Raw genomic sequence first — 24,910 nt, forward strand, 5'->3', positions numbered from 1 at the left:
ACATGCCCCTGCCCGGCGCGTTTCGCCTTGCGGCGCGGCGTCGGGGGGCGTTATGACGGCCCGATCATGCAAAAGGGGGCTTTGCACGGACATATCCGGCAGGGTTTGGGGGATAGGCCTTGAGCGTTTTGGGGAAGTTGGTTCGCGGGCCTGCGGGATGGGCCGCCTTGACTCTGTCCGTGGCGGCGCACGCCCAGGCGACGGGGAACCGTCCGCTGCTGAGGGACAGTTTCCGCATCGGCAGCGAAGGCGGCGCTCTATGCCAGGCGCAGAGCGCGACCGGCGACCCCGCAGCGCGAACGATGTTCGATCGCGCATGGACGCTGGTGTGCCGGGATGCCGCGCGCCCCGTCGGCCAGATCTATGCGCTGCGGCGCGGTGCGGCCACGGATGATGGGGCATTGCAGGATCGGCTTGCGGCTTCGCGCAGGGAGGCGGTCGAGTGCAATGCGCCCGGCGGGGTCACCTTGCCCGGCATAGGCTTGGCGCTCATGCGCAACTGCGCGGGCGCGGTCGGCGCCTATCGCATATTGGCCGTCGAACGCGGCAAGACGATCTATGTCGCGCAGGGCTATGCCGCCTATGCAAGCGCGCTCGACCTGGGGCTGCGCTCCGTCATGGCCGGGCGGATCGTGCCGGGCCGGGTCGACATCGCGACGGTAGGGACGAACGACGCGGGTTATGCCCGACTGCAGGCGGCGACGCTGGACCCGCAGACTGTGCTGGCGGAGGGCTATCGGCGCAACGCTTCGGGCAATTATGCCGAAGCGGCGGAGTTTTTCGACAGCCTGACCGACCGGCTGGCCCGCGATCCGGATGCGGCGAAGCTGACCCCTGCCGAACGGGCGAACCGGGCGCATGAATATCTGGTCAATCGCGGCCTGCAACTGTCCAATCTGGGCCTGTTCGACCAGGCCGAGGCCGCCTTCGCCGAAGCGCGCCGGATCGTGACCGCCGATGCGGTGCAAGTCCGCCTGCGCCGCAATTTCGAGGCTATGCATCATATCAACCGGCAGGATAGCGCCGGCGCGCTGGCGATACTGGATCGCCCCCTGACGAGCGGCGCGACGGCATCCGCCGGGGGGGACGGCGCGGTTTCCCTGCCGCCGGAGGTGGCCGCCGAAATGAGCAGCGGTGCGGCGCAGGCCCGCGCCCTGGGCGTGCGGCAGGACAATATGCTGACTCCGGTCGAGCGCTCCGCGATCCTGGACGCGCAGGCGCAGCAGTTGCGCGGCACCATCCTGCGCCTGTCGGGCCAGCCGGGCCCGGCGCGGGAGGTGCTGACGAAAGCGCTGGCAAGCGCCGTCGCGATCCGGGACGGGCGGGTCACGTCCATCACCCGCCTGCGCGCCCAGCTTCTGGGCGAGATCGCCCTGACCCATGAGGTCCAGGCGGATTATGGGCAGGCCGAGCGCCAGTTGAACCAGGCGCTGGCCCTGCTGGGCGCGCAATATCCCGAAACGGTGGCGCTGAACGGCGCGCGGGCGCGGCTGGGCGCCTTCCTGATCCGCCGGGACCGCAATGAGGATGCGCTGAAAATCTATCGTGGCATCATCGCCTCCACCATGCAGAACCGCGCCACGCTGACCGGCATGGCGAACCAGCTCCAGCCCTATTTCAACCTGTTGGCGCGGGAGATTCCCACGCGGCCGGAACTGACCGCCGACCTGTTCGCAGCGTCGCAGACGCTGCTGCGGCCGGGCGCCGCCGATACGCTGGAACAGTTGAGCCGCGAACTGTCCGCCGGGGATGGCGAGGCGGCGCGGCTGTTCCGGCAGTCGGTTTCCCTCTCGCGCGACATAGAGCGGGGGCGGATCGCGCTCGCCCAGTTGCGGCAGGCGGCGCAGGGGCGCGAGGCGCTGTTGCCCGACGTCGCTCAGGCCCAGGCCGACATCGACCAACTCGCCGCCGACCAGGCCCATACGCTGGCGGCGCTGGCGGCCTATCCTCAATATCGCGCCCTCAGCCCCCAGGGGCTTACGCTGGCCGAGATGCAGGCGACGCTGAAGCCCGGCGAGGGCTATTACAAGCTGGCGCAACTGGGCGACGCGCTCTACGCGCTGTGGATCGACGGCGCGGGCGCGACCGGATACCGGCTGGCGGCCAGCGCGACCGATGTGGCGCGCAAGGTGGCGGCGCTGCGCGAGACGATCTCGATCAACGTGAACGGCGTTCAGACCACCTATGCGCTGGACGTGCCGGCGGCGCGCAGCCTCTATCTCGACCTGTTCAGGCCGGTGGAGCAACGGCTGGCGGCGGCGCGGCACCTGATCTTCGAACCGGACGGGGCGATGCTGCAACTGCCGGTCAACCTGCTGGTCGCCGGACAGGCGGGCGTCGATGCCTATGAGGCGCGGGTGGCGCAGGGGGGCGACGAGTTCGATTTCCGCGGCATCGACTGGCTGGGCCGCGACCATGCGGTCAGCACGGCCCTGTCGGCCCGCGCCTTCCGCGATGCGCGGGCGGCGGCGCCATCCGGCGCGGCGCAGAGCTATATCGGCTTCGGCGACAATGCGCCGCTTGCCGGGCCGGTGCTGGCGGCCTCCAGCCGGGGCGGCCTGACCAGCGGAGCGGCGGACGATTGCGGCTGGTCGCCTTTGCAATGGAATCGTCCGATCCCGGCGACCGAATTGCGGGAGGCGGCGCAGGCCATCGGCGGACTGGGCAACGAATTGATCACCGGCGCGGCCTTCACCGACGAGGCGGTGATGGCGCGGGGCGATCTCGACCGTTTCCGCATCCTGCACTTCGCGACCCATGGGCTGGTGACGCCGCCCCACCCCGGATGCCCGGCGCGGCCCGCTCTGCTCACCAGCTTCGCGCCCGACCGGAAATCGGACGGCCTGTTGCAGTTCAGCGAGATTTTCGACCTGCGGCTGAATGCCGACCTGGTCGTGCTGTCCGCCTGCGACACGGCGGGCGCGGCGGGCGCGGAAACGACGCGTGCGGCCGGGCTTTCGGGCGGCGGCGGGGCGCTGGACGGGCTGGTGCGCGCCTTCATCGGCGCAGGAAGCCGCGCCGTCATCGCCAGCCACTGGCCCGCGCCGGAGGATTATCGCGCCACCGAAAGGTTGATGGGCGGCCTGTTCGCGGCCCCGGCCGACCAGCCCATGGCCGAAGCGCTGCGGGCGGCGCAGGCCAGGCTGATGGACGATGCGGAGACGTCGCATCCCTTCTACTGGTCCGGCTTCGCGATCATCGGCGATGGCGCGCGTCCGTTGATCGCGCGTCGCTGACCGCCGTGCCGACGCGGGGCCTGATGCGCCGCGGCGCGCGACTGGTGCGGGACACGGGCCGCTGGCGGCTGGCCGCGACCGGCGCGCTGCTGCTGCTGGCGCTGTTCCTCGCGGGATGGGACTGGAACAGGCCCTTGGGCAGGGGGACGGCGCGGGAAATACCGACGGCAGACGCGGAAAGGGGCGTTTACGATTGGCGAGCCGCCAGCTTCGCGCCCCGCGTGGCGCAGGACCAGCGCATCCTGATGCTGGTCTATGACGACCAGACGTTGATCGCCACGCGCAAGCGGTCGCCGCTGGACCGGGGGCTGCTGGCGCGGGCGCTGCGCAACATCGACGCCATGGGGGCGAAGTCGATCGGCATCGACATCCTGTTCGACCAGCCGCAGGACGAGGATGGCGAACTGCTCTCCGTCCTGCGGGCGATGCGCACGCCGGTCTGGCTCGGCTACGCCAATCTGGGCGACAATCAGGAACAGATCATCTTCGAACAGCAGCAGTTCCTGGATCGCTTCATCCGGGCGGCGCGGACCGACAAAGTGCGCCCGGCGAGCATCCGGCTGGAAACCGATTCGGACAATGTGGCCCGAAGCTGGCCCGTTCCGACGCCGGGGCAGCCGCCCCTGCTGACGCTGGCGATGCAGCCTTCGCCCTCCTTTCGCGACTATCGCGGCGCGATCCGCTTCCGGCTGCCGGTCCGCCAGGCGGATGGATCGGAGGAGCCGGTGATCCCCAGCCTTCAGATCGACACGCTGGCCGATCCCGCCATGGCCCCGGCGCTCGCCGCCATGGTGCGCGGGCGGCATGTGCTGATCGGCGGCGACATCGTCGACATCGACCAGTTCGAGACGCCCTTGTCGGGACGGCAGGCGCGGTCGACCATGATCGGGCTGGAAGTGCATGCGACGATGCTGGCGCAATTGCTGGATGGCGCGCGCCTGGCCGCGGTGCCGGAAGGGTGGCGCTGGCTGGCCGCCCTGCTGGTCGTGGGCGCGGCGGGGCTCACGAGCCTGGCGGAGTTGCGCTGGTTCGCCCTGCTGCCCGCGCTGGCCGTTCAGGCGGGGGCGATTGCGGGCGTGCCGCTGTGGTTGCAGGCGCGGGGGTGGGACACCAAGGGACTGCCCGCCGTCGGCTGGGTGCTGGGCTGGGTGCTGGCCTTCACCGCCATCGGCGTGGCGGCGCGGGCCGTGACCTCGCAGCAGCGGCGCTTCGCGCAGGCGGCGCTGGGCAAATATCTGCCCCGCGACATCGCCGCGCAGATATTGGCCGAGCCGGAGAAGCTGGCGCTGCATGGCGAAAAGCGGCAGATCTTCACCCTGTTCACCGACCTGGAGGGCTTCACCAAGCTCAGCCACGCCATCGCGCCGGAAATGGTCGCCCAATTGCTGAACCGCTATCTCGACATGCTGAGCGACGTGGTGCTGGCCCATGGCGGCACCATCGACAAGTTCGTGGGCGATGCTGTGGTCGCCTTCTGGGGCGCGCCCATCGCGCGTCCCGACGACGGGCGCAACGCCGCGCTCGCCGCCCAGGCGATGTGGCAGGCGGGGGAGGCGTTCCGCCGCGACCTGCCGCCCGGCGTGCCGCCGATCGGGCGGACCCGCGTCGGGCTGCATCATGGGGAGGCGATCGTCGGCAATTTCGGGGGGGAGGGGCGCATCCAATATACCGCGCTTGGCGACAGCATGAACACCGCATCGCGGCTGGAGGCGGCGAACAAGGCGCTGGAAACCAATGTGCTGGCAAGCCGGGAGGCGATGCTGCTGTCCGGGCTGGACTGGTGGCGGCCAATGGGACGGGTGCGGCTGCGCGGGCGGTCGACGCCGGTCGACCTGTTCGAGCCGGCGCCGGAGTTTCCGGCCGAGGAACGGGCGGTACTGGCGCAGATATTGGCCGCTTTCGACGGCGAGGACGCCGTGGCGCAAGACGCGGCGCGGGAACGTCTTAAAGCGATGGTTAACCGTCATCCGGATGATGCGGCCATGGCCAATCTGCTATATCGTTATGAGTATATCGGGGAAGGAGGAAGCTATGGTCTGGGGTAGATTTGCCGCGAAATGCGCATTGGCCGGGTGCGTGGCCGGGCTGGGGGCGCAGGCCGCGGCGGAGACCATGGTGGTCCGCGCCACCGGCCCTTCGGCAGCGACCTACAAGCCGGGGAGCAAGCTGGCCGACGGCGGATCGATCGCGCTGAAGGCGGGCGATGTGGTGACTCTTCTGGACGCCAGGGGCACCCGGACGCTGAGGGGACCGGGCAGTTTCAACGTCGCCGCCGCCAATGCCGCGCCCGCCAACAGCGTGACGCTTTCCGCCCTGCTGGACACCAAGCGGGTGCGCCGGGCGCGGACCGGGGCCGTGCGCGGCAGCCTGGGCGAAGCGCCCACCGCTGCGCCCCGCCGGCCCAATCTCTGGATGGTGGATGTCGCGCAGTCCGGAACGCTCTGCATCGCCGATCCCGCGTCCGTGCGGCTGTGGCGCGCAGATGCGGCCAAGCCCGCGACGATACGGATCAGCGGCGAGGGCGTGCAGGCGACGGCGAGCTTCAGGATGGGCGAATCGGTTGCCCCCTGGCCGGTCGCGGCGCCCGTGCGGGAGGGCGCTGCCTATCGCCTGAGCGACGGGTCGCGCGCCGCCGATGTGCGGTTCGCGCTGATCGAGCCAGCATCCCTGGGTCTGGACGGCGTGGCATCCGGCCTGATCGCGCACCAATGCATGGCGCAGCTCGACCTGCTGGTGGAAACGGCGACGCTGTCCGACGGAGCGGCGCGGAATTGATTGTCGGGGCGCGTCGGCGCTGTTAACCGGCGGCTGGGTCGCGGGGAAGGGGCGAAGGACAAAAAGTCCGCGCCTGAAGACAGGGAGTGAGGCAGCCGTGAGGGAAAGGCTGCCTTCGGCGCTTTGGGGACGTCTAATGGGGAAGAAGGGGCAGATGCGGGCTTCCGCTTTGGCGGGATCGGCGGCCGTGGCGCTGGCGCTGACGGCGTCCATGGCGGCGGCGCAGGTCGCGCCGCGCGCGCCGACGCGCGAGGAACTCACGCGCGGGCAACTGACCGACGAAGCGGCGGCGCAGGCCAGCCGCCTTACCGTCGTCGGCGGGGTCGAGCGCGCGCCCTGTCCGCTCGCCGATCCGCGCTATGCCGGCGTTCAGGTCGATTTCGCCGATGTGCGGTTCGATGGGCTGCGCGTCGTCGATCCCGCTGCCCTGGAGGATAGCTGGCGCGAATATGCGGGGCGCGAGGTGCCCATCGCCACCCTGGCCCCTGTGCATTATTCGGCCACAGATTCACGGTAGGCGAGCTTGAGGGACGTCGGCGCCAGCTTCTCTGCCAGGGATTGCGCTACGTAAGCCGTCGCGGCCACACAAAAAGGCCGGCACAACGGCCGGCCATAGTTTTAGGAGAGGATGCCTGAAAGGCATCCTCATGCTGCACCTGCGAGCAGCCGTGCGCAATACAAATCCGCAGGCACCGTTGGTGAAGGCGGCTCCAGTGTCTATCAGGCGGCCAGCATGTCCTTCATCGTTGCGGGGTCAAGCCGTCACCGGCGCAGTTCTTCGATCCCGAGTTCCTGCCATATCCACCCGAAGTCGTACGTCGCCATCGGATCATCGATGTCAGCGTGTCTCCCACTGAGATTTTCGAGATGTTTTAGCCACGTGGCGAGTTGGTCGCGTCCGGCCTTGCTGCCGGCGCATTGTCGCGGCGTTTTGTCGCCGAGCATCGGGACAGGCTCATCGAGGAGTGTCCGGTATTGACGATCGAGCATGCCGTGGACAAGCGGGGTGGCGACCTCGACCGGGATGTCCGGTGCCGGCTCCGACACGGTTCGTCCTTCCTGACGCGCAGCCATCGCCTGTTCGATCGTCTCGATCTCGGTCAAAGGTGTTCCCACCAGGGCGCCGAGCGCCTGGGTGACGAGTGCAACGCCGCGTTCTGCACGTTCGGCCGAGGTGACGGAGAGGATCAGAGCGCGGCCCTTGAGTTCCAGATTCCCAAGCACCGGCGTGCCGTCTTCCATTGACACACCCCACGCCATCTGGCCGGTGCCTTTCTTGCCCTGTTTTGTTCTGGTGCCGAGCCAGTTCCAGAAATGTGACGTTTCCCGCTGCAGGGCGGGCACGGTATCGAGGCGGTCGCCGATGAGTGCCTGCGTCGTCCCCCGCGTGAACGGAAAACGGACACGGTGGAAAACAACCTCCTCGCCATCGGCGTTATGCAGCGTGGGGATGGCGACAGGCTCGAGCATCCTGGGCAAGATGTCGAACAGCCAGACCATCGAGATGAGCGGCGCCAGGTCGCGCAGTTGATCATCGTCGATCACTAGTTTCGCGCGCGGGCCGCGCTTGCCCTGTCCCAGGCGCAATGCCTCGAGAAGGGCGCTGGTGGCTTCCGCTGTAAAGGACAGCAGGCCGCCTGCCAGGATCCTATGCCCGCTCACCGGAATGATGCGCACGCCGATCCGATCCCACGGGCCCAGCGTCCTGGACGCGGTGCGCTCGCGGACCTGGACGGGATCACCGCCCCGGATCAGATCTCGCGCGAGGAAGCCGACGCCGGGCTCGATCGCGCTGACTTCATAGACGCTCATGACGGAGGTCTTCAGCGCGCGCATGTAGAGCTTGTTGGGGCCGGCCTCGTTCCATCCGCGGCGCTTGAGATATTCGTCCACGATGTTGCGGCCATCGGGCTCGAAGACGCGGGTCACCAGGTCCTCGAACGCGCAGCCCCACAAGGTCATGGCCCAGTGATCCCCGATGATGCCGGGCAGTTCGTCGGAATCGATGTCGAACTGCGTGAGAACCGGCCCCAGATGATCGTCGAGCGCGTCATGCAGGTCGTCGGCCCACTCGGGCCGTGTCGCGAACTTCATCAGCCCGGTCAGGTCGTGGCCGCGTTTCATGCCGGTAGCTCCATAGTCTGTCGGTGCGCGGCGACGATGCGCGAAACGGTCGGCTCGCTGACATGATAGAGCCGCGCCATCTCGGCGCCGGATTTTCGTCCGGAGATGACGGACTCCGCGATCTCGCGCCGTTGCTTTTCGCCGAGTTTGCGCCGGCGTCCGCCGATCCGCCCTTCGGCGCGCGCCTGGGCGAGGCCGGCGGAGGTGCGCTCGCGGATCATGGCGCGCTCGAACTCGGCGAAGCTCCCGACCATCTGCATCATCATGCGACCTGCGGCCGTGGTGGTGTCAATCGCCTCGGTCAGCGAGCGGAAGCCCGCGCCCGCCGCCTCGATCCGCTCCATAATGTGCAGCAGATCCTTGAGGCTGCGCGATAGCCGGTCGAGTTTCCAGACGACGACGACGTCACTGTCGCGTAACTGGCCGATCATCTCCAGGAGCTTTGGCCGGTCCCAGCGCCCGCCACTGGCAATTTCCTCGAACACGCGCCTGCACCCAGCCGCGTCGAGGGCGCGGCGCTGGGCGGCGTTCGACTGCTCGTCACCCTTCGACACCCGCGCATAGCCGATCAGATAGGGTGCCCTGGTCAAATCCTGCCTTTCACAAACGGCCGTATCCGGAGGCCAGTGCGGCATGAACGGATTCCTGCGGCCTCTTGTCTTTCACAATCCTCTTTCAGAATCATGCCGAAAGGCAAGTGGTTTTTGGAGGTTCAAAGATGCCCGGACGGATTCCGATGACGACGCGGCAGCGCGCTGCCCTGCTGATGTTGCCCGACGACGAGGCGGCGATCGTGAAGCACTATAGTCTGTCAGGTGAGGACATGACCGCGATCGACACCGCGCGCACGCCCGCCACCCGACTCGGCTACGCCCTGCAGCTTTGTTGCCTGCGCTACCCGGGCCGGCATCTGCGCCACGGGGAACTGCTGCCTGCGGTCATGCTCGACCATATTGCCGAGCAGGTCGGGGTGGATGCAAAGGTCATAGCTGATTTCGCCAGACGCACGCCCACGCGCTACGATCAGCTCGCCGCGATCAAGACGCGCTTCGGCTTCAGCGATCTGAGCCGCCCGCACCGCGTGGAATTGCGGACATGGCTGACAAACGAGGCGGCGAGCATCATCGACGGACGCGCGCTGCTCGGCCGGCTTCTGGATGAGATGCGCGCGCGTCGGATCGTGATCCCGGGTGTCAGCGTCGTGGAGCGCATGGCGGCCGAGGCGATACATCAGGCGGAAACGGATCTCGTGGCCGCGATCGATGGCGGCCTTGGCCATGAGATGCGTCAGCAACTCGACGCGCTGATCGATGACAAGGTGCATGACCGGCAGAGCCGTCTGTCCTGGCTGCGCGAGCCAGAACCGCGTGTCGCATCCGCTTCGCTTTTGGAAATCGTCGAAAAGATCACGCTGATTCGTGGGACGGGCATATCGGCTTTCTCCCCTGATGTTCGCCACGAACCGCGCCTGGGGCAATTCGCCCGGGAGGGTGTGCGCTACACGGCACAGGCTTTCCAGCAAATGCGCCCGGCCCGCAGGCGGGTCGTGCTGCTCGCGACGCTGCGCGAGCTGGAGGCGACACTGACCGATGCGGCGATCGATATGTTCATTGCGCTCGTGGGGCGGGCCCATCTGCGCGCCCGCAAACGGCTCGAACAGCGCGTGGCCGTTTCCGGCCGCGAGGGCCGCGAACGGATGTTACGCATCGCCAGGGTTCTGGAAGCGATCAGCCAGGCGGCCCGGGCTGGCGGCGATGTCGCCGCGGCGGTCGATGCCGTGGCATCCCTCGACATCATCGACGCCGACGCCGCTATCATCCGACGTACCGCCTCACCGCACCGGAACGAGGTTCTGGACGAGATCGCGGCGGAATATCGCGCCTTCAAGCGGATGGGGCCGTCGTTCGTGCGCGCTTTTGATTTCCAGGGCCGGGCCGGAATGCAGCCGTTGCGCGATGCGATGGCGATCCTCGCCGATCTCGACGGAGACTGGCGCAGGGCGTTGCCCGATGACGTGCCGCTTGGCCATGTCGAGCACCGCTGGCGTCGGCATGTCATGACCGCAGGCGGGATCGATCGCACCCATTGGGAGATGGCGACTTACAGCGCGCTTTCCAATGCTTTGGCATCCGGTGGTATCTGGGTGCCGACCGCGCGCGTCCATCGCGCGCTCAGTGTGCTGCTTGCCCCACCGGCCAGCCCCGTACCGAAGCCCGCTTTCTCGCTCGGCGATCCGCACGCCTGGCTCGACGAGAGGGCGGCAAGGCTTGATAGCGCCCTGCGCGAGGTCGCCCGCGATCTGGACAAACGCGATCCCCCCCTTTTTGCCGGCGAGCGGCTGCGGTTTCCGAAAGACCCCAAAGAAGACCCTGGTCAGGATGAAGGGCGGCAACTTGCGCTCACCTGCTACGGCATGGTGCCTGCCACCCGTATCACGGATGTGCTGTCGCAGGTTCAACGATGGACCGGCTTCATCCAGCATTTCGGCCATGTCTCGACCGGTCTGCCTCCCGCCGACGAACGCGCCTTTCTTGCCACCTTGATCGCGGAGGCGACCAACCTTGGTCTGTCGCGCATGGCCGAAGTTTGCGGTGTCGCCTCGCGTCGCGCACTGTTGCGTATGCAGACGTGGCATATGCGCGAGGAAACGTTTCGCGCCGCGCTCGCCAGCCTGACCGACGCTATCCATGCCGAACCGCTCGCCGCCTGGTTTGGTTCGGGGCATCGCGCATCGGCCGATGGGCAGGCTTATTATCTCGGCGGTGCCGGCGAAGCCGGAGGAACGGTCAACGCACATTACGGTCGCGACCCCGTGGTCAAGATCTACACCACCATCACCGATCGATACGCACCGCTTCATCAGACGGTCATCGCCGGGACGGCGGGCGAGGCGATCCACGCACTCGACGGCATCCTCGGCCACGAAAGCAGCGCGGACATCACCGCCCTCCACACCGATGGTGGCGGCGTCTCCGATATCGTGTTCGCCGTCATGCATTTGCTCGGCCTCGATTTCGAGCCGCGCATTCCGCGCCTGTCGGATCGACAACTCTATGGTTTCGAGCCCGCGCGGCGCTATGGTCGGCTCGCACCGCTGTTCGGGCGCCGCCTCGGTCGGGACCTGATCGTCAGCCATTGGGCCGAAATTGCGGAGGTCATCGCGGCGATGCGCGACCGCACTGTCACACCGTCGCTGATTTTGAAGAAGCTGTCCGCCTATCGTCAACAAAACAGTCTTGCTGCGGCACTTCGGGAGGTCGGACGGATCGAGCGCACACTGTTCACGCTGCGCTGGTTCGACGACACCGATCTGCGCCGGACGGTCACCGCCGAACTCAACAAGGGCGAGGCACGCAACAGCCTGGCCCGCGCTGTCGCCTTCCATCGGCTCGGGCGGTTTCGCGACCGTGGCCTGGAGAACCAGCAGACCCGCGCGGCAGCGCTCAACCTCGTCACGGCCGCCATCATTCTTTTCAACTGCCGCTATCTCGGTCGTGCCGTCGATGAACTGCGGCACCGCGGCACACCTGTCGATCCCGCCATGCTGTCCCGATTGTCGCCGCTGGGATGGGACCGCATCAATCTCACCGGCGATTATATCTGGTCCGAGAGCCTCGACCTCGATGCCGATGGCCTCATGCCGCTGCTCATCAAGCCGCTACCGTGAATCTGTGTCCGAATAATGTACAGAGGCCACCCTGTGCGAAGTGCGCGACCGGGCCGCGACCATGCTGCGGCAGATGGGCTATCTGGCGGCCGTGCAGGTTCCGCCCCAGCGCATCGAAAAGGGCGGCACCGTCCGTTTCGACATCTTCATGGCGCGGCTGGTGGCGATAGAGGTGCGCGGCGACGCGGGCAATGGCGAAAGGCTGATCGCCGGGCATATGGAGGCGCTGAAGGGCCAGCCGGTCTTCAACGTGCGGGACGCGGAACGGCACCTGCTGCTGGCCCGCGACCTGCCGGGCTATGACGTGCGGCTGGCGCTGCGCCCGGCGGGGACGGCGCCGGGCGAAGTGGTGGGCGAGGTGCAGGTGGTGCGCCAGCGCGTCGAGCTGGACATCAACGTCCAGAATTACGGCAGCAACGCCGTCGGCCGCTTCGGCGGGCTGGCGCGGGTGCGGTTCAACGACATGACCGGGATGGGCGACAGCACGCTGTTCAGCATCTTCAACACCGTCCAGCCGAGCGAGCAGACCGTGCTCCAGGTCGGGCACGGCATGGCGCTGGGCAACGACGGGCTGCGCCTGTCGGGCGACCTCACCTATGCCTGGAGCAAGCCGGGGATAGGCGGCTTGCCGCTGTCGTCCGAAACGATGATCGCGACGGCGGCGCTCGCCTATCCGCTGGCGCGGCGGCAGGTGCATACGCTGCTGGCGACGGGCGGGCTGGACATCGTCAACCAGGATCTGCGCTTCGGCGCCGCCACGCCCAAAGTGCCGTTGTCGCGCGACCGGCTGCGCGTGCTGTTCCTGCGGCTGGAGGGCGAACTGCTCGATCCGGACAGCATCGTCAGCACCATCGGCTATTCGGGGATGGAGCCGAAATGGCGGCTGGGCGGCATGCTGGAAATGCGTCAGGGCATCGATGGGCTGGGCGCGAGCGACGCCTGCGGAGCGGCTTTCGTCAACTGCGCCTCTCCCCGCACGCCGATCAGCCAGCTGGATGGCGATCCGTCCGCCTTCGTGCTGCGGGCCAGTGCGCAGGCGGAATATCGGCCGACGCCGAATGTCGCCTTCGCCCTGTCCCCAAGGGCGCAATACAGCCCGGACGTGCTGCTTTCCTATGAGCAGATGAGCGCGGGCAACTATACCACGGGGCGCGGCTACGATCCCGGCGTCATCACCGGCGACAGCGGCGTGGGCGTCGCGGCGGAGCTGCGTTACGGGCGGATCGCGCCGCGGGAACCGGGCGCCGTCGCCCTCCAGCCCTTCGTCTTCTTCGACGCGGCCTGGATGTGGCATCGCAGCGCCAATTTCGTCGGGCTCGACCCGCAGAAACTCTATTCGGCGGGCGGCGGCCTGCGCGCGACCTGGGACAATCATGCCCGGCTCGACCTGACCCTTGCGACGCCGCTGCGCAAGGCCGGTTTCCAGACCGAAAGGGGCGGCACGCGGCTGCTCCTTTCCCTGACCACGCAAATCCTGCCGTGGAGGCGTTGATGACCAGGAAACATGGCGCATTCTCGCTCTGGACCCTGCTGGGCCGCACAAGCGCGGTGGCGCTCGCGGTCGGGCTGGGGGCCGGTGCCGCAATCGGCCAGAAGGCGTTTCAGGGCAGCTATTCGACAAGTCCCGATGTCTTCATCTCGCAGGGCGCATTGCCGAACACGGACACGGTCTCGCTGAACTCGGCCCAGGCGGTGATCGACTGGACGCCCGACGATCGCGGCCCGGCCAGCGCCGGCACGATCGACTTCCTGCCCCAGGGCAGCACGGTCACGTTCAGCTCGTTCAGCGACTTCACGGTGCTGAACCGCATCCTGCCGCTGGACGGCAACGGACTGCCGGTATCGCGGGTGATCGCGTTCAACGGCACGGTGCAGAGCCGGATCGGCGGCAACCCGCCCATCACCGGGGGGGCGGTGTGGTTCTATTCGCCCGGTGGCATCATCGCGGGCGCGAACAGCGTCTTCAACGTCGGATCGCTGGTGCTGACCACCAACGCGATCGACATCAGCAACGGCCTTGACAGGAACAACATCCGTTTCGCGGGACCGGCGGGCAGCACATCGTCCGTCGAGCTGCTTGCGGGAGCGCAGATCAACGCGCTTTCGTCCGGCAGCTATGTCGCGCTGGTCGCGCCCCGCGTGGTGCAGGGCGGCACCGTCACCGTCAACGGATCGACCGCCTATGTGGGTGCCGAAGCGGCCGACATCAGGATCAATAACGGGCTGTTCGACATAGCGATCACCGCCGGCACCACGGACGCCGGCGGCGTGGTGCACAGCGGCACGACGACAGGCCCTGAATCGGTCGACGGCAACGACATGCAGCGCGTGTTCATGGTCGCGGTGCCGAAGAACAACGCGCTCACCATGCTGCTGTCGGGCAATGTCGGCTACACGCCCGCGACGGCGGTCACGCCGGACGGCAGCGCCATTGTGCTCTCGGCGGGTTCCGACATCGCCCACGACACCGGCGGGAACCTGGTCGCGACGCGCAACGCCACGACGACGGCGGAGGCGGGATTCAGCATCGGATCGGGCGACTGGCAGAACGACCTGACCGGAACTGCGACCGGCGACATCGTCATCCGCCCAACCGCGACCGCGCATTTCCTGGGCAATGTCGCGCTGTCCGCAGAGCGCGGCATCACCCTGAGGGCCGACCAGTCGGCCGCGATCGCCGCCGACAAGGACATGATCCTGACCGCCGGAAGCGGCGCTGCGGGCGGTCGCATCGACCTGCTGGCCTTCGGCGGCAGCGGCGCGGCCCTGACCAACGGACAGATAGACGTCACCGGCAATCTGAGGCTGAACGCCAGCGGGGATGGCGAGGCGGGCGTCAGCGCGACTCCCCTGGTCGGCGGGGATGCCAGCGGCGGCACGATCAACCTGATCGCCACCGGCGGATCGATCGCCGCGGCCAGCCTGGTCGCCAATGCCGTGGGCTATGCCGGCTATGGCAGCGACAGGTCCGGCGATGCCGCGGGCGGGGCGATCACCCTGTCGGCGCTGACCGCCGCCGGCCCTTCCGGCACCGAGGCGGGGAGCCTCAGCTTCGGCAGCACGACGCTCGATGCGTCGGCGGGCACGGCCTTCCAGGTTTCGGCGCCGCCGGTCGATGGCGGCGACGCCATTGGCGGCACTATCGCGCTCAACGGCGCGGCCGGCGCCGTCATAGCGGGCGGCCTCGATCTCGGCGCCGTGAGCGCCACGGCGCAGGCGACCGGCGGCATCGCCAGCACCGGCGCGGCAGGCGATGCGACCGGCGGCGACATCCGCGTCGCCATATCCGGCGGCGCGCATGAATGGGCGAGCTTCTTCGCCGACACCAGCACCGCGCCGGGCCATGCGACGGAGGGCGGCAGCTATGGCGCGGCCATCCCCGGCGCCACCGGCATCGACATCGACGTCGGGGGCACGGGCAGCCTCAATATCCTGACATCCGTTTCGCTCTATGCCGACGCGCGCGCCTTTGGCGGCGGCGCGTCGGGCGGCGCGCTGCGGGCCGGGCGGATCAACATCGCCGCGCATGACGGCGGCAGCTTCGCGATCGCGGAGGATCTGTTCGCCACCGCCGATGCATATGGTTTCGCCGCCTATCCGGGATCGAGCTTCCTGACGCCCGGAACGGCCGACGCCCTGGGCGGCGCCATCGGCATCGGCGCGGCGGGCGGCAGCTTCAGCGCGGCGGAACTCCATATCAGCGCCAGCGGCTTTGCCGGCGATGCGCCGGGCGTCGCCGGGACAGGGACCGGCGGCAGCGTGACGCTGTTCGCCAGCGCGTCGGGCGGGCGGCGCGGCAGCTTTTCGCTCGGCGATTGCACGGGTTCGTGCAGCATCCATGCCGATGGCGGCGGCGGAGCGGGCGCCAACGGTTCGAACGGGACGGGCGGATCGGTCCTGCTCTATGCCAGCGATGCCGATTTCTCGGCGCTCGGCGAGCTTTCGCTGCACGCGCACGGCATAGGCGGCGGCACGGCATATGACGATGCCGCAGGGCGCGGCGGCGACGGGCTGGGCGGCAGCGTCACGGTGGAAGGCCGCCTCGGCGCCGCAGGAAGCGGCGATCTCCGCTTCGGCAATCTGCTTCTTTCGGCGGAGGGCGCCTCCGCGCCTTCCAGCGAGGGCATGAGCTTCAACGGCGGCGATGCCGGCAACGGGACGGGCGGATCGGCCAATATCATCCTGTCCGGCGGCAGCCTGACCGCCGATCTGGTGGATGCAGGCGCGGATGGATTTGGGGGCGCCGCCGGTGAAAACTGCCCGGATTGCGAAGGGGGCGGCACGACATCGTTCCGCGCCGGCAATGGGCAGGGCGGATCGGCGGGCTTCCTGATCTCCGGCGGAACGGCCACCTTGGGCGCATTGGCGCTCAGCGCGCAGGGCGTGGGGGGCGAGGCGGAAGGGGCGAGCAGTCCGCAATCTGCAGCCGCGATCGCCGGGGCCGGTTTCGGCGGCGACTCGCTGCTCGAATCGCGCGGCGGGACGCTGGACCTGACGACGCTCGCCATCGACGCGAGCGGCGTCGGGGGTGCGGGCTATCCTGTCTTTCAGGCCGACGGGGCCGATGGCGGCAACGGAACGGGCGGCGCAGCGGGATTGCTGATGACCGCCGGAAGCAGCGGGCAGGTCGCGATCACCGGCTCGGCCATCGTCCGGGCATCGGGCACGGGCGGCTCCGGCGCCGTGGCGGAGTCCGACGGCCCCGGCAATTACCGCGCCGGCATGGGCGGCAGCGGCACGGGCGGCGGCGCCGACGTGACGCTGGCGGGCGGCGCATTGACCGCGCCATCGCTACAGATCCTGGCGGAGGGCGTGGGCGGCGCCGGCGGCAATAACGGCAGCGACGGCGCTGCAGGGGCAGCCGGCGACGGCCTGGGCGGCGCGGCGTCCTTCTCCTATCTCAGCGAAGGCCATGCGATCGGCGCGGTCACGGTCAAGGCCGACGGGCGGGGCGGCCTGGCCGGGGACAGCGGCTTCCTGAGCTTCGACAACAATAATAATCCGATTTTCTTCACGGGCAGCACCCCCGGCGGGGCAGGCGGGCGGGGGACCGGCGGCAGCGCCACCATGCTGATCGATGTCGATCCCCTTTTCGCGAGCCTGACCGTCAGCGCCGACGGGATCGGCGGCACGGGCGGCAGCGGCGGAACCGGGGGCGCGGGCGGCGCGGGAACGGGCGGGGCTGCGCTGCTTGACCTGTCGTTCGGCGCGACGACGGTGAACGGCGCGCTGCGCGTCACCGCCAGGGGCCTGGGCGGCACGGGCGGCACGGGCCATGACGGCAGCGGCGGGCGCGGCGGCGATGCCTTTGGGGGCGGCGCGACATTCGGCCTGACCGGATCGTCCACCCTGCTGGATGCCGGCGACATCGGCGTGCTGGCCGAAGCGATCGGCGGGTCGGGCGGCCAGAGCGGCGTGCGCAGCGGCGCAGGCCTTGCCGGGGCGGATGGCGGCGATGCGACCGGCGGCGCGGCGTTGCTCGATCTTCGCTCTGGCGCGGCGGCGGTGACTGGCCTGGCGCTGCGCATCAGCGGCAACGCCACGGGCGGCAATGGAGCCATCGGCACCGCGGGGCCGGTGGGCGGCAATGGCGGCGCGGGCGGCAATGCCCTCGCCGGGTCGGCCACCTTGCGGATTGCGGATGCGCGCATGGCGCTGGGCAGCGCTTTGCCCCAGATGCCGGCTTACAGCATCACGGCGGTCGGCCAAGGCGGGAACGGAGCAGACGGCAGCGCTGGCGGCAATGCGGGCCTCACCGGCGGCCTGGGCGGCAGCGGCGGGAATGGGGCGGGCGGCATCGCGGCGTTCCAGGCCGGCAATGGCGACTATGCGCTGGGCGGCCTTTCCCTGGTCGCGGACGGGCGAGGGGGCCTTGGCGGCATGGGCGGCTCCGGGCCGGGCGGCGCTTCCGCCGCAGGCGCAACCGGCCTGGGCAGCGGCGGCACCGCCAGCTTCGCCAATGGCGACGGCGGCGTGCTGTCTCCAGGCGCGCAGCGGCGGATCGGCGCGCTGTTCATGAGCGCGAGCGGCGACGCCGGCGGCCTCGTCCGCTTCACCGACAGCAGCACGGCAGCCAATGGCGGGCTCATCGTCGACGGATCAGTCGCGCTTTCCAGCCTGGGCGCTCCGATCGCCGGCCTTTCCGGCATTTCCATTAGCGCGGCCAACGCCGTGCGGATCGGCGGCGATGCCGATTTCACGAGCGATGGGCCGCTTTCCTTCGCCTTCGCGGGGGCAGGCGGCATGGCGGCTGCCGGCGCGCTGACGGGCCAGTCGGGCACGCATATCGACCTCAGCCATGACGGGCGGCCGCAGGGCAGCGACAGCCTGTTCGCGGACAGCATCCTGTTCACGGCGCCAGGCAATGTCAGCATGCTCTCCGCGGGCGCGATGCGGGCGGCCGGCGATCTGACGATCCTGGCAGGCGGCCATATCGATCTCGCCAATGGCAGCGCGGCGGTCGCGGGTGGCGACCTGACGCTGTCGGGGCAGGGAATCGATGCCTTCGGCCTGACATCCGGCGGCGCGAGCATGCTGGACGCAGGCGCGGGCAATCTGGTCGTGACCGATATTGCGTCGGCGGGCGCGATCACTGCCGCCGGCGCGCTCGTCAACCTGGGTTCGAGCGGTGCGATGAACGTCGCGCAGGCCATCGCCTCGACCGGACCGCTGACCCTGAACGCCGGAGGACCGCTCAGCCTGTCGGGATCGGCCAGCGGCGGGATCATTACCATCGGCGCGAGCGACATCGTCATCGGCGGCGCGGCGCAGGTGGGCAGCCTGGGCGGAACGAGCCGCGTGGTCTTCAACGCCGTGAACCTGCAACAGCCCGCTTATATCGGCGGCGGCGATGTCGCGGGAGCCTACAGCCTCTCCATGGCCGAACTTGCGCGGGTCGCGGCGGCGGAAATCGCCATCAATGCGCAGGCGCGGGGCATCGCGGGATCGCCGGATCTCATCGTTCAGGATCTGACCCTGGGCGCGGCCAATCTGGCGAGCGGCGGCGTACTGGCGATCGGCACCGGCGGGCATCTGCGCGTCCAGGGGGCGGTGCGGCTGACCGGGCGGTCGGGGCAAGGCGGACTGACCCTGTCGGCGGGCCGGGCGCTGGAGATCGTGGCAGGCGCCGGTCTGATCGACATCAGCGACGGCAATGGCGGACTGGGCGGGGTTCTCACGCTGGACAGCCCCAGCATCATCGCCGCGTCGCCATCGGCCATGGCGGACATCGCCTCGGCGAACTCGCTGATCGCCAGGGAATTGCGCCTGGCGCAGAATGACGGATGGGTGGACGATGCGGGCATATTGCGCGCCGGAACCATCAGGGTGAACGCGAGCCAAGGCTTCTTCATCCAGAATAGCGGCCTGTCCAGCGCGATCCTTGACCGGCGCGGCTTCACGGCCAACGAACTGTCGATCGCGTCCCAGGGCACGGCTTTGCAGATCGCGATCAACGGGCAACTGGCGCTGCCGACGGGCGGCTTCGCGCAGGGACTGGAGACGATCCCGCTGGTCGCCGTCAACGGCGCCTATGCCCTGGGATCGAAGGTCAATGGCTGCCTGATCGGCAATCCGGCCGCCTGCACCAGCGCCGGCTTCGACAGCCGGGACACGTGGAACGGCGTGCTTGACCCTTCGGTGTCGGTCAGCCGCATCTTCACATTGTCCCTCATCGAATTGCGCGACATCGTGGCGCAGGGCTATCCGCCGCTGATCGACGAGCCGGTGACGGGCGCAGGCAATGAGGATCTGTGGGAACGCTCCTGCGGCGGGCCGGACGAACTGGCCTGCGATGCGCCCCAATAGATGGTCGCGGCCAAAACGGGATTGAAACAACGGGTTGAACCCGTAGAGAGAAAAGCGCGGCGGACGCAGGGGAAAGCGTTCGAATCAGCCGGCACGGGGGCGTGATGAATGGGGGGCGGTAAGGGCAGGGCGATTGGCAGGTCCGTTGGCGGGATGGCGTTGTTGGCCATGCTGCTGGGGGTGCTGTTGCTGTGCTTGCCCGGCGGAAGATCGGATGCGGCTCCCGCGGCGCGGACCTATGTGGGCGTCGCCTCCTGCGCGGGGTCCACCTGTCATGGCCGGATGGAGGGCGACGGCAAGGTCGTCCGCCAGGACGAACTGATGCGCTGGCAGGAGCCTTCGACGCCGGGCGGCGCGCATAGCCGGGCCTTTGCCGTGCTGAACGGCAAGCGGGGGCAGCAGATCGCGGCGACTTTGGGGCTGGGCGATGCGGCTTCCGCGCCTGCCTGCCTGGGATGCCATTCCACTCCGGCGGGGGCGCGTGGGGCGCGTTTCCTGACGCAGGACGGCGTGGGCTGCGAAGCCTGCCATGGCGCGGCGAGCGGCTGGATCGCTTCGCATTATGCCGTGGGGGGCAGCCATGCCGCCAATGTCGCGGCGGGGATGACGCCGCTGGACCGGCCGCAGGCGCGGGCCTCGGTCTGTCTCGACTGCCATTTCGGCAGCGGGCGCGAGGGGCAGTTTGTCGACCATCGGATCATGGCGGCGGGGCATCCGCGCATTTCCTTCGAACTGGACCTTTTTTCCTCGATGCAGGCGCATCATGACGAGGATGCCGACTATGCGCAGCGCAAGGGGCGGACGGACAGTCTGAAGCTGTGGGCCGTGGGGCAGGCGATGGCGGTGGAGCGGGCGCTGACCCTCTATGCCGGGGCGAAGGGGACGGAAGGGGCTTTCCCCGAATTCTACTTCTTCGACTGCCAAAGCTGCCATCGCCGCATCTACGATCAGGCGGAACGCAGCAAGACGTGGGAAGCCAATCCGGGGCGGCCGATCCCGGCGGGCATGCCGCCCTTCAATGACGAGAATATGATCATGCTTTCGGCGGCAGCGCGGGTTGCCGCGCCGGGATTGGCAGTCCGGTTCGATGCCGACAGCCGGGCTTTCCATGCGGCGATTGCGCGGGACCGGACGGCGGCGGTCGCGGCGGCGGGCAGGCTGGCGGGCAGTGCGCGCGCCTTGGCAGACGCCTTTGCGGCGGGCGGGCCGGGCGGCGGGATGCAGGGCGATATGGCCTTCGCCATCGTGCGCGAGATTGCGGGCAGCGCCATATCGGCGCGCTTCACCGACTATGAGGGATCGGTGCAGGCGGTGATGGCGGTGGACACGCTGCTGAACGGCATGGTCAAGTCGGGCCGCGTGACCGTGGGCGCGGCGGCGGGCATCAGGGCGGAGGTCAATCGCGCCTATGCGGCGGTGAAGGAGCCGAACGCCTATCGCCCCGCCGAATTCCGCTCCGCCCTGGGCAGCGCGGCGCGCAGCATCGGGGCGCTGCAATGAGGGGGCGGCATCATCGGCTGAGTGCGCTGGCGGCGATTGCGGCGCTGATCCTGTCCTCCTGCGGCGGTGGCGGTGGAGGAGGGGGTGGCAGCACGCCGACGCCCGGCCCGACGACGCCTACGCCGACCAGCCTTTATACCGCGCCCGCGCAGGAGGCGTTGACGGTGGCGGATGTGGAGACGGTCGTCGCCCATGCCGTGGCGGAGGCTCGCGCACGGAATCTGCCCGCCGTCATCGCCGTGACCGACCGGGTGGGCAATGTGCTGGCGGTGTTCCGCATGACTGGAGCGCGGGCGAGCGCGACCACCAGCGCCGCGCCCAATGGCGACAATATCGACGCGCAGAATCTGACCGTCCCTGCCGAGGCGGGCGCCATCGCCAAGGCGATCACCGGCGCCTATCTGTCGAGCGGCGGCAACGCCTTTTCCACCCGCACGGCGAGCATGATCGTGCAGCAGCATTTCCCGCCCGCGCCGACCACGGTCGGGCTGGAAAGCGGGCCGCTGTTCGGGGTGCAGTTCAGCCAATTGCCCTGTTCGGACCTGTCGGCGCGCTTCCTTTCTTCTGGCGCGGCAGCGATGATCGGGCCGAAGCGTTCGCCCCTGGGGCTGGCGGCCGATCCGGGCGGGTTTCCGCTCTACAAGAATGGCGTGGTGGTCGGCGGCGTCGGGGTGATGGCGGACGGGGTCTATGGGTCCGACACCAATATCCTCGACGACGATAATGATCCTGAGGAATATATCGCGCTCGCCGGGACTTTGGGGTTCGAAGCGCCGGAGGGGGTCCGCGCCAACCGCATCACGGTGGACGGCACGTCGCTGCGCTATGCCGATGCGGCCTATTCCGGGCTGATGGCGTCGGGGGCGGTGAGCTTTGCCGCGATCAACGGCAGCGCCGGATCGCTGGTGGCGGTGCGCGGCTATTATGGCGATCCCGCGCCGACGATCCTGGCGGGGGTCGCCTACGGCACCGAGGCGTCGGGCGTGCGGCGGGCGCGAACCGCCGAATTTTCCAAGGCGGATGCCTTCGTCCTGAGCGACGGGTCGGGCAATGACCGCTTTCCGATCCGCGCCGGGACCGACGCGGGCGATGTGGCGCAGCCGCTGACAGCGGCGGAGGCGACCGCGATCCTCGAAGAAGCCTTCACCGTCATGGGCCGGGCGCGGGCGCAGATCCGCCAGCCGCTCGACAGCCGGGCGCAGGTGACGATCAGCCTGGTCGATACGCGGGGGCAGGCGCTGGGCATCGTCCGCTCGCCCGATGCGCCGATCTTCGGCACCGATGTGAGTTTGCAGAAGGCGCGGACAGCAGCCTTTTTCTCCAATTCCCATGCGGCGTCGGACCTGCTGGCCAGCAGCAGCGCCGATGTGGCGGCTTTCGTGGGGAAGGCGCGGACTTTCCTCAACGATCCCGCCGCGCTGACCGGCCGATATGCCTTTACCGACCGCGCCAACGGCAATCTGTCCCGGCCCTATTTCCCCGATGGCGAGGTGGGGCGGCCCAATGGGCCATTTTCCCGGCCCATCGCGCAGTTCAATCCCTTTTCCACCGGGCTGCAATCGGCGTTGGTGGTGGGCGATCTTGCCGCGCATCTCGCCTATGTGACGGGCGCTAGCGCGACCGATACGTCGCAGCGTTGCTCGGCCGTGCCGACCGTTTCCAACCGGAACCGGGTGCAGAACGGCATTCAGATCTTTCCCGGTTCCGTGCCCATCTATCGCGGCAATGTGCTGGTCGGCGCCATTGGCGTGTCGGGCGACGGCATCGATCAGGACGATATGATCGGCTTCCTTGGCCTCCACAATGCCGGGGCGCGCGTGGGCGGGTTCGGCAATGCGCCCGCCGCGATCCGCTCGGATCAGATCGTGGTGGACCTGGGCAATGCGAATGTGCGGCTGCGTTATGTGAACTGCCCCTTTGCGCCGTTCCTCGACAGCGGGTCGCAAAATGTCTGCGCGGGGCTGTAGGGGATGGGGCTGACCGCGCTTCTGCCCTTGTTCGCGCTGGCTCAGCCCGGCGAGCCGGTGCCGCCGCCGCCGCCGGAAAACTGGCGGGAGATATTGGACGCGGACGGGCAGTCCATCGAAGGGCGCCGTCGTCCGGGCTATGAAGCGCCGCTGCCCGACGCGGTGACGCAGGACAACAAGGGCGCGGTGCGGGCGCCGCCGCCGGAGGCTTTTCCGACCGATCAGGTGCCGATCCCCGACCGCTGGCGGTTGATCGAGAGTCTGGGCGTGGTGAAGGAGCGCTGGTTCGATCCCTATCACCAGAACACGCTGAAGGGCGACCGGCCCATCGACCGGGAAAAGGCGAAGTGGCTGCCGATCAGGGGCGACGACTGGTTCTTCGTCGCCAATGCGGTGAGCGACACCGTGCTGGAGCCGCGCACCTTTCCGATCCCGGTCGGCGTGCAGACGACCGAGCGGCCCGGCAGTCTGGACGTGTTCGGCAAGGACGCCAGCGTCGTGTTCAGCCAGACCTTCATCGGCGGCGTGGCGCTGATCAAGGGGGCGACCGCCTTCAAGCCGCCGGAGATCGAATATCGGCTGACGCTGGCGCTCAACGTCAATCATGTGAACGTGCCCGAACGGCGCGTGCTGTTCGTGCAGCCTTCCAGGCCGTCGCATCGCACCGACCATTTTCTGGGGGTGCAGGAAGCCTTTGTCGATTATCATCTGGCCAATACGTCGGATCGTTATGATTTCCGGTCGGTGCGCGTGGGTATTCAGCCGTTCCAGTCGGATTTTCGCGGCTTCCTGTTCAATGACCAGCAGTTGGGAATCCGGCTGTTCGGCAATCGCGACAATAATCGGTTCCAGTTCAATCTGGCGGCCTTCTGGCGGCTGGAGAAGGATACGAATAGCGGGCTGAATTCCGTCGTGCAGTCGCCGCGCCGGGACTGGATATTCCTCGCCAATCTCTATCGTCAGGACTTTCTGCTCCCCGGCCTCACCAGCCAGATCACCGCCGTCTTCAACATGAACCGCGAGAAGCGGGACATCGAGATCGACGATAACGGCTTTCCGGTGCGTCCGGCGCTGCTCGGCGACCTGCGCGGACGGGAATATGATGTGGTCTATCTCGGCTATAATGCCGACGGGCGGATAGGGCGGCTGAACCTGACGGGGTCGATCTACGGCGCGTTGGGGGAGGATCGGGACAGTTTCTTCACCTCGCGGCCCGCACAGATCAGGGCCTTCTTCGCCGCGGCCGAGGCGAGCGTCGACAAGGACTGGATGCGGTTCCGCCTCTCTGGCCTCTACGCCAGCGGCGACGGCGACCCTTATGACAATCGCGAAAACGGCTTCGATGCGATCTTCGAGAACCCGGTCTTTGCCGGCGCCGACACCAGCTATTGGATCAGGCAATCCATTCCCTTTGCGGGCGGCGGGCGCGTGATCGCGATCAATGGGCGCAACGGCATCCTGAACTCGCTGCGGTCGTCGAAGGAGCAGGGGCAGTCGAACTTCAACAATCCGGGCACGATGCTGCTGGGGGCGGGGGCGGATTTCGATTTGATGCCGGAACTGCGGGTTTCGGCCAACGCCAATCATCTCTGGTTTCAGAATACGGCCACGCTTCAGGCGCTGCGCAATGAGGGCAGCATTCCCAAGGCCATCGGCTGGGATTTGTCGACTGCGGCGATCTGGCGGCCGCATGCGACGCAGAATATCGTCTTCCGCCTGTCGGGGGCGACTTTGCTGCCGGGGGCGGGATTTCGAGACCTCTTCACCAATAGTGAGCGTAACCGGAACTATTATTCGGTGCTTGCCAATTTGATCTTGAGTTACTGATGCGTTGG

12 protein-coding genes are annotated in these 24,910 nt (G+C 68.4%); 10 read left to right on the forward strand and 2 right to left on the reverse strand.

Annotation, left to right across the window (positions count from 1 at the left end):
* The first annotated feature begins 167 nt into the window (after positions 1-167).
* The 4 genes from SIDU_RS12090 to SIDU_RS12105 all read left to right on the forward strand — a co-directional run bounded on the left by SIDU_RS12090 (position 168) and on the right by SIDU_RS12105 (position 6,528).
* Positions 168-3,236, forward strand: coding sequence for a CHAT domain-containing protein (locus SIDU_RS12090; protein WP_007686032.1), 3,069 nt, complete (start codon positions 168-170; stop codon positions 3,234-3,236).
* A 5-nt stretch (positions 3,237-3,241) separates the two neighbouring features.
* Positions 3,242-5,281, forward strand: coding sequence for an adenylate/guanylate cyclase domain-containing protein (locus SIDU_RS12095; protein ID WP_007686030.1), 2,040 nt, complete (start codon positions 3,242-3,244; stop codon positions 5,279-5,281).
* On the forward strand, positions 5,268-6,011 hold the full coding sequence (locus SIDU_RS12100; RefSeq protein WP_007686028.1) for a hypothetical protein: 744 nt from the start codon (positions 5,268-5,270) through the stop codon (positions 6,009-6,011). The genes SIDU_RS12095 and SIDU_RS12100 overlap by 14 nt, the downstream gene beginning before the upstream one ends.
* A gap of 154 nt (positions 6,012-6,165) precedes the next feature.
* Positions 6,166-6,528 carry a hypothetical protein gene (locus SIDU_RS12105; protein WP_007686025.1) on the forward strand — a complete coding sequence of 121 codons (363 nt, stop codon included), beginning with the start codon at positions 6,166-6,168 and terminating at the stop codon, positions 6,526-6,528.
* Between the two features lie 245 nt (positions 6,529-6,773).
* Here the strand turns inward: SIDU_RS12105 and SIDU_RS12110 are convergent, their stop codons facing one another.
* Together SIDU_RS12110 and SIDU_RS12115 are read right to left on the reverse strand one after the other, a co-directional pair.
* Positions 6,774-8,135 (reverse strand): hypothetical protein, encoded by a 1,362-nt coding sequence (locus tag SIDU_RS12110; RefSeq protein WP_007683476.1) that lies wholly within the window; start codon positions 8,133-8,135, stop codon positions 6,774-6,776.
* Entirely contained in the window at positions 8,132-8,725 is a 594-nt protein-coding gene (locus SIDU_RS12115; protein ID WP_007683474.1) for a recombinase family protein, read from the reverse strand. The genes SIDU_RS12110 and SIDU_RS12115 overlap by 4 nt, the downstream gene beginning before the upstream one ends.
* 128 nt (positions 8,726-8,853) lie before the next feature.
* On the opposite strand from SIDU_RS12115, the gene SIDU_RS12120 reads away from it, so the two are divergent.
* The 6 genes from SIDU_RS12120 to SIDU_RS12145 all read left to right on the forward strand — a co-directional run bounded on the left by SIDU_RS12120 (position 8,854) and on the right by SIDU_RS12145 (position 24,902).
* Entirely contained in the window at positions 8,854-11,802 is a 2,949-nt protein-coding gene (locus SIDU_RS12120) for a Tn3 family transposase (protein ID WP_233431824.1), read from the forward strand.
* Positions 11,803-11,842: 40 nt separating this feature from the next.
* The gene (locus SIDU_RS12125; protein WP_007683466.1) at positions 11,843-13,294 is read left to right on the forward strand and encodes a ShlB/FhaC/HecB family hemolysin secretion/activation protein; all 1,452 of its coding nucleotides are present in this window, start codon (positions 11,843-11,845) and stop codon (positions 13,292-13,294) included.
* The gene (locus SIDU_RS20240; protein ID WP_073507148.1) at positions 13,294-19,608 is read left to right on the forward strand and encodes a beta strand repeat-containing protein; all 6,315 of its coding nucleotides are present in this window, start codon (positions 13,294-13,296) and stop codon (positions 19,606-19,608) included. Before SIDU_RS12125 ends, SIDU_RS20240 begins: the two co-directional genes overlap by 1 nt.
* A 108-nt stretch (positions 19,609-19,716) precedes the next feature.
* Complete coding sequence (locus SIDU_RS12135; protein ID WP_025772255.1) at positions 19,717-21,108, forward strand: multiheme c-type cytochrome; 1,392 nt, start codon at positions 19,717-19,719, stop codon at positions 21,106-21,108.
* Positions 21,105-23,075 carry a heme-binding protein gene (locus SIDU_RS12140; RefSeq protein WP_039979620.1) on the forward strand — a complete coding sequence of 657 codons (1,971 nt, stop codon included), beginning with the start codon at positions 21,105-21,107 and terminating at the stop codon, positions 23,073-23,075. The genes SIDU_RS12135 and SIDU_RS12140 overlap by 4 nt, the downstream gene beginning before the upstream one ends.
* Before the next feature lie 3 nt (positions 23,076-23,078).
* Positions 23,079-24,902 (forward strand): hypothetical protein, encoded by a 1,824-nt coding sequence (locus SIDU_RS12145; protein ID WP_007683460.1) that lies wholly within the window; start codon positions 23,079-23,081, stop codon positions 24,900-24,902.
* Positions 24,903-24,910 lie beyond the last annotated feature (8 nt).

This window comes from Sphingobium indicum B90A, from assembly GCF_000264945.2.
GTDB lineage: Bacteria > Pseudomonadota > Alphaproteobacteria > Sphingomonadales > Sphingomonadaceae > Sphingobium > Sphingobium indicum.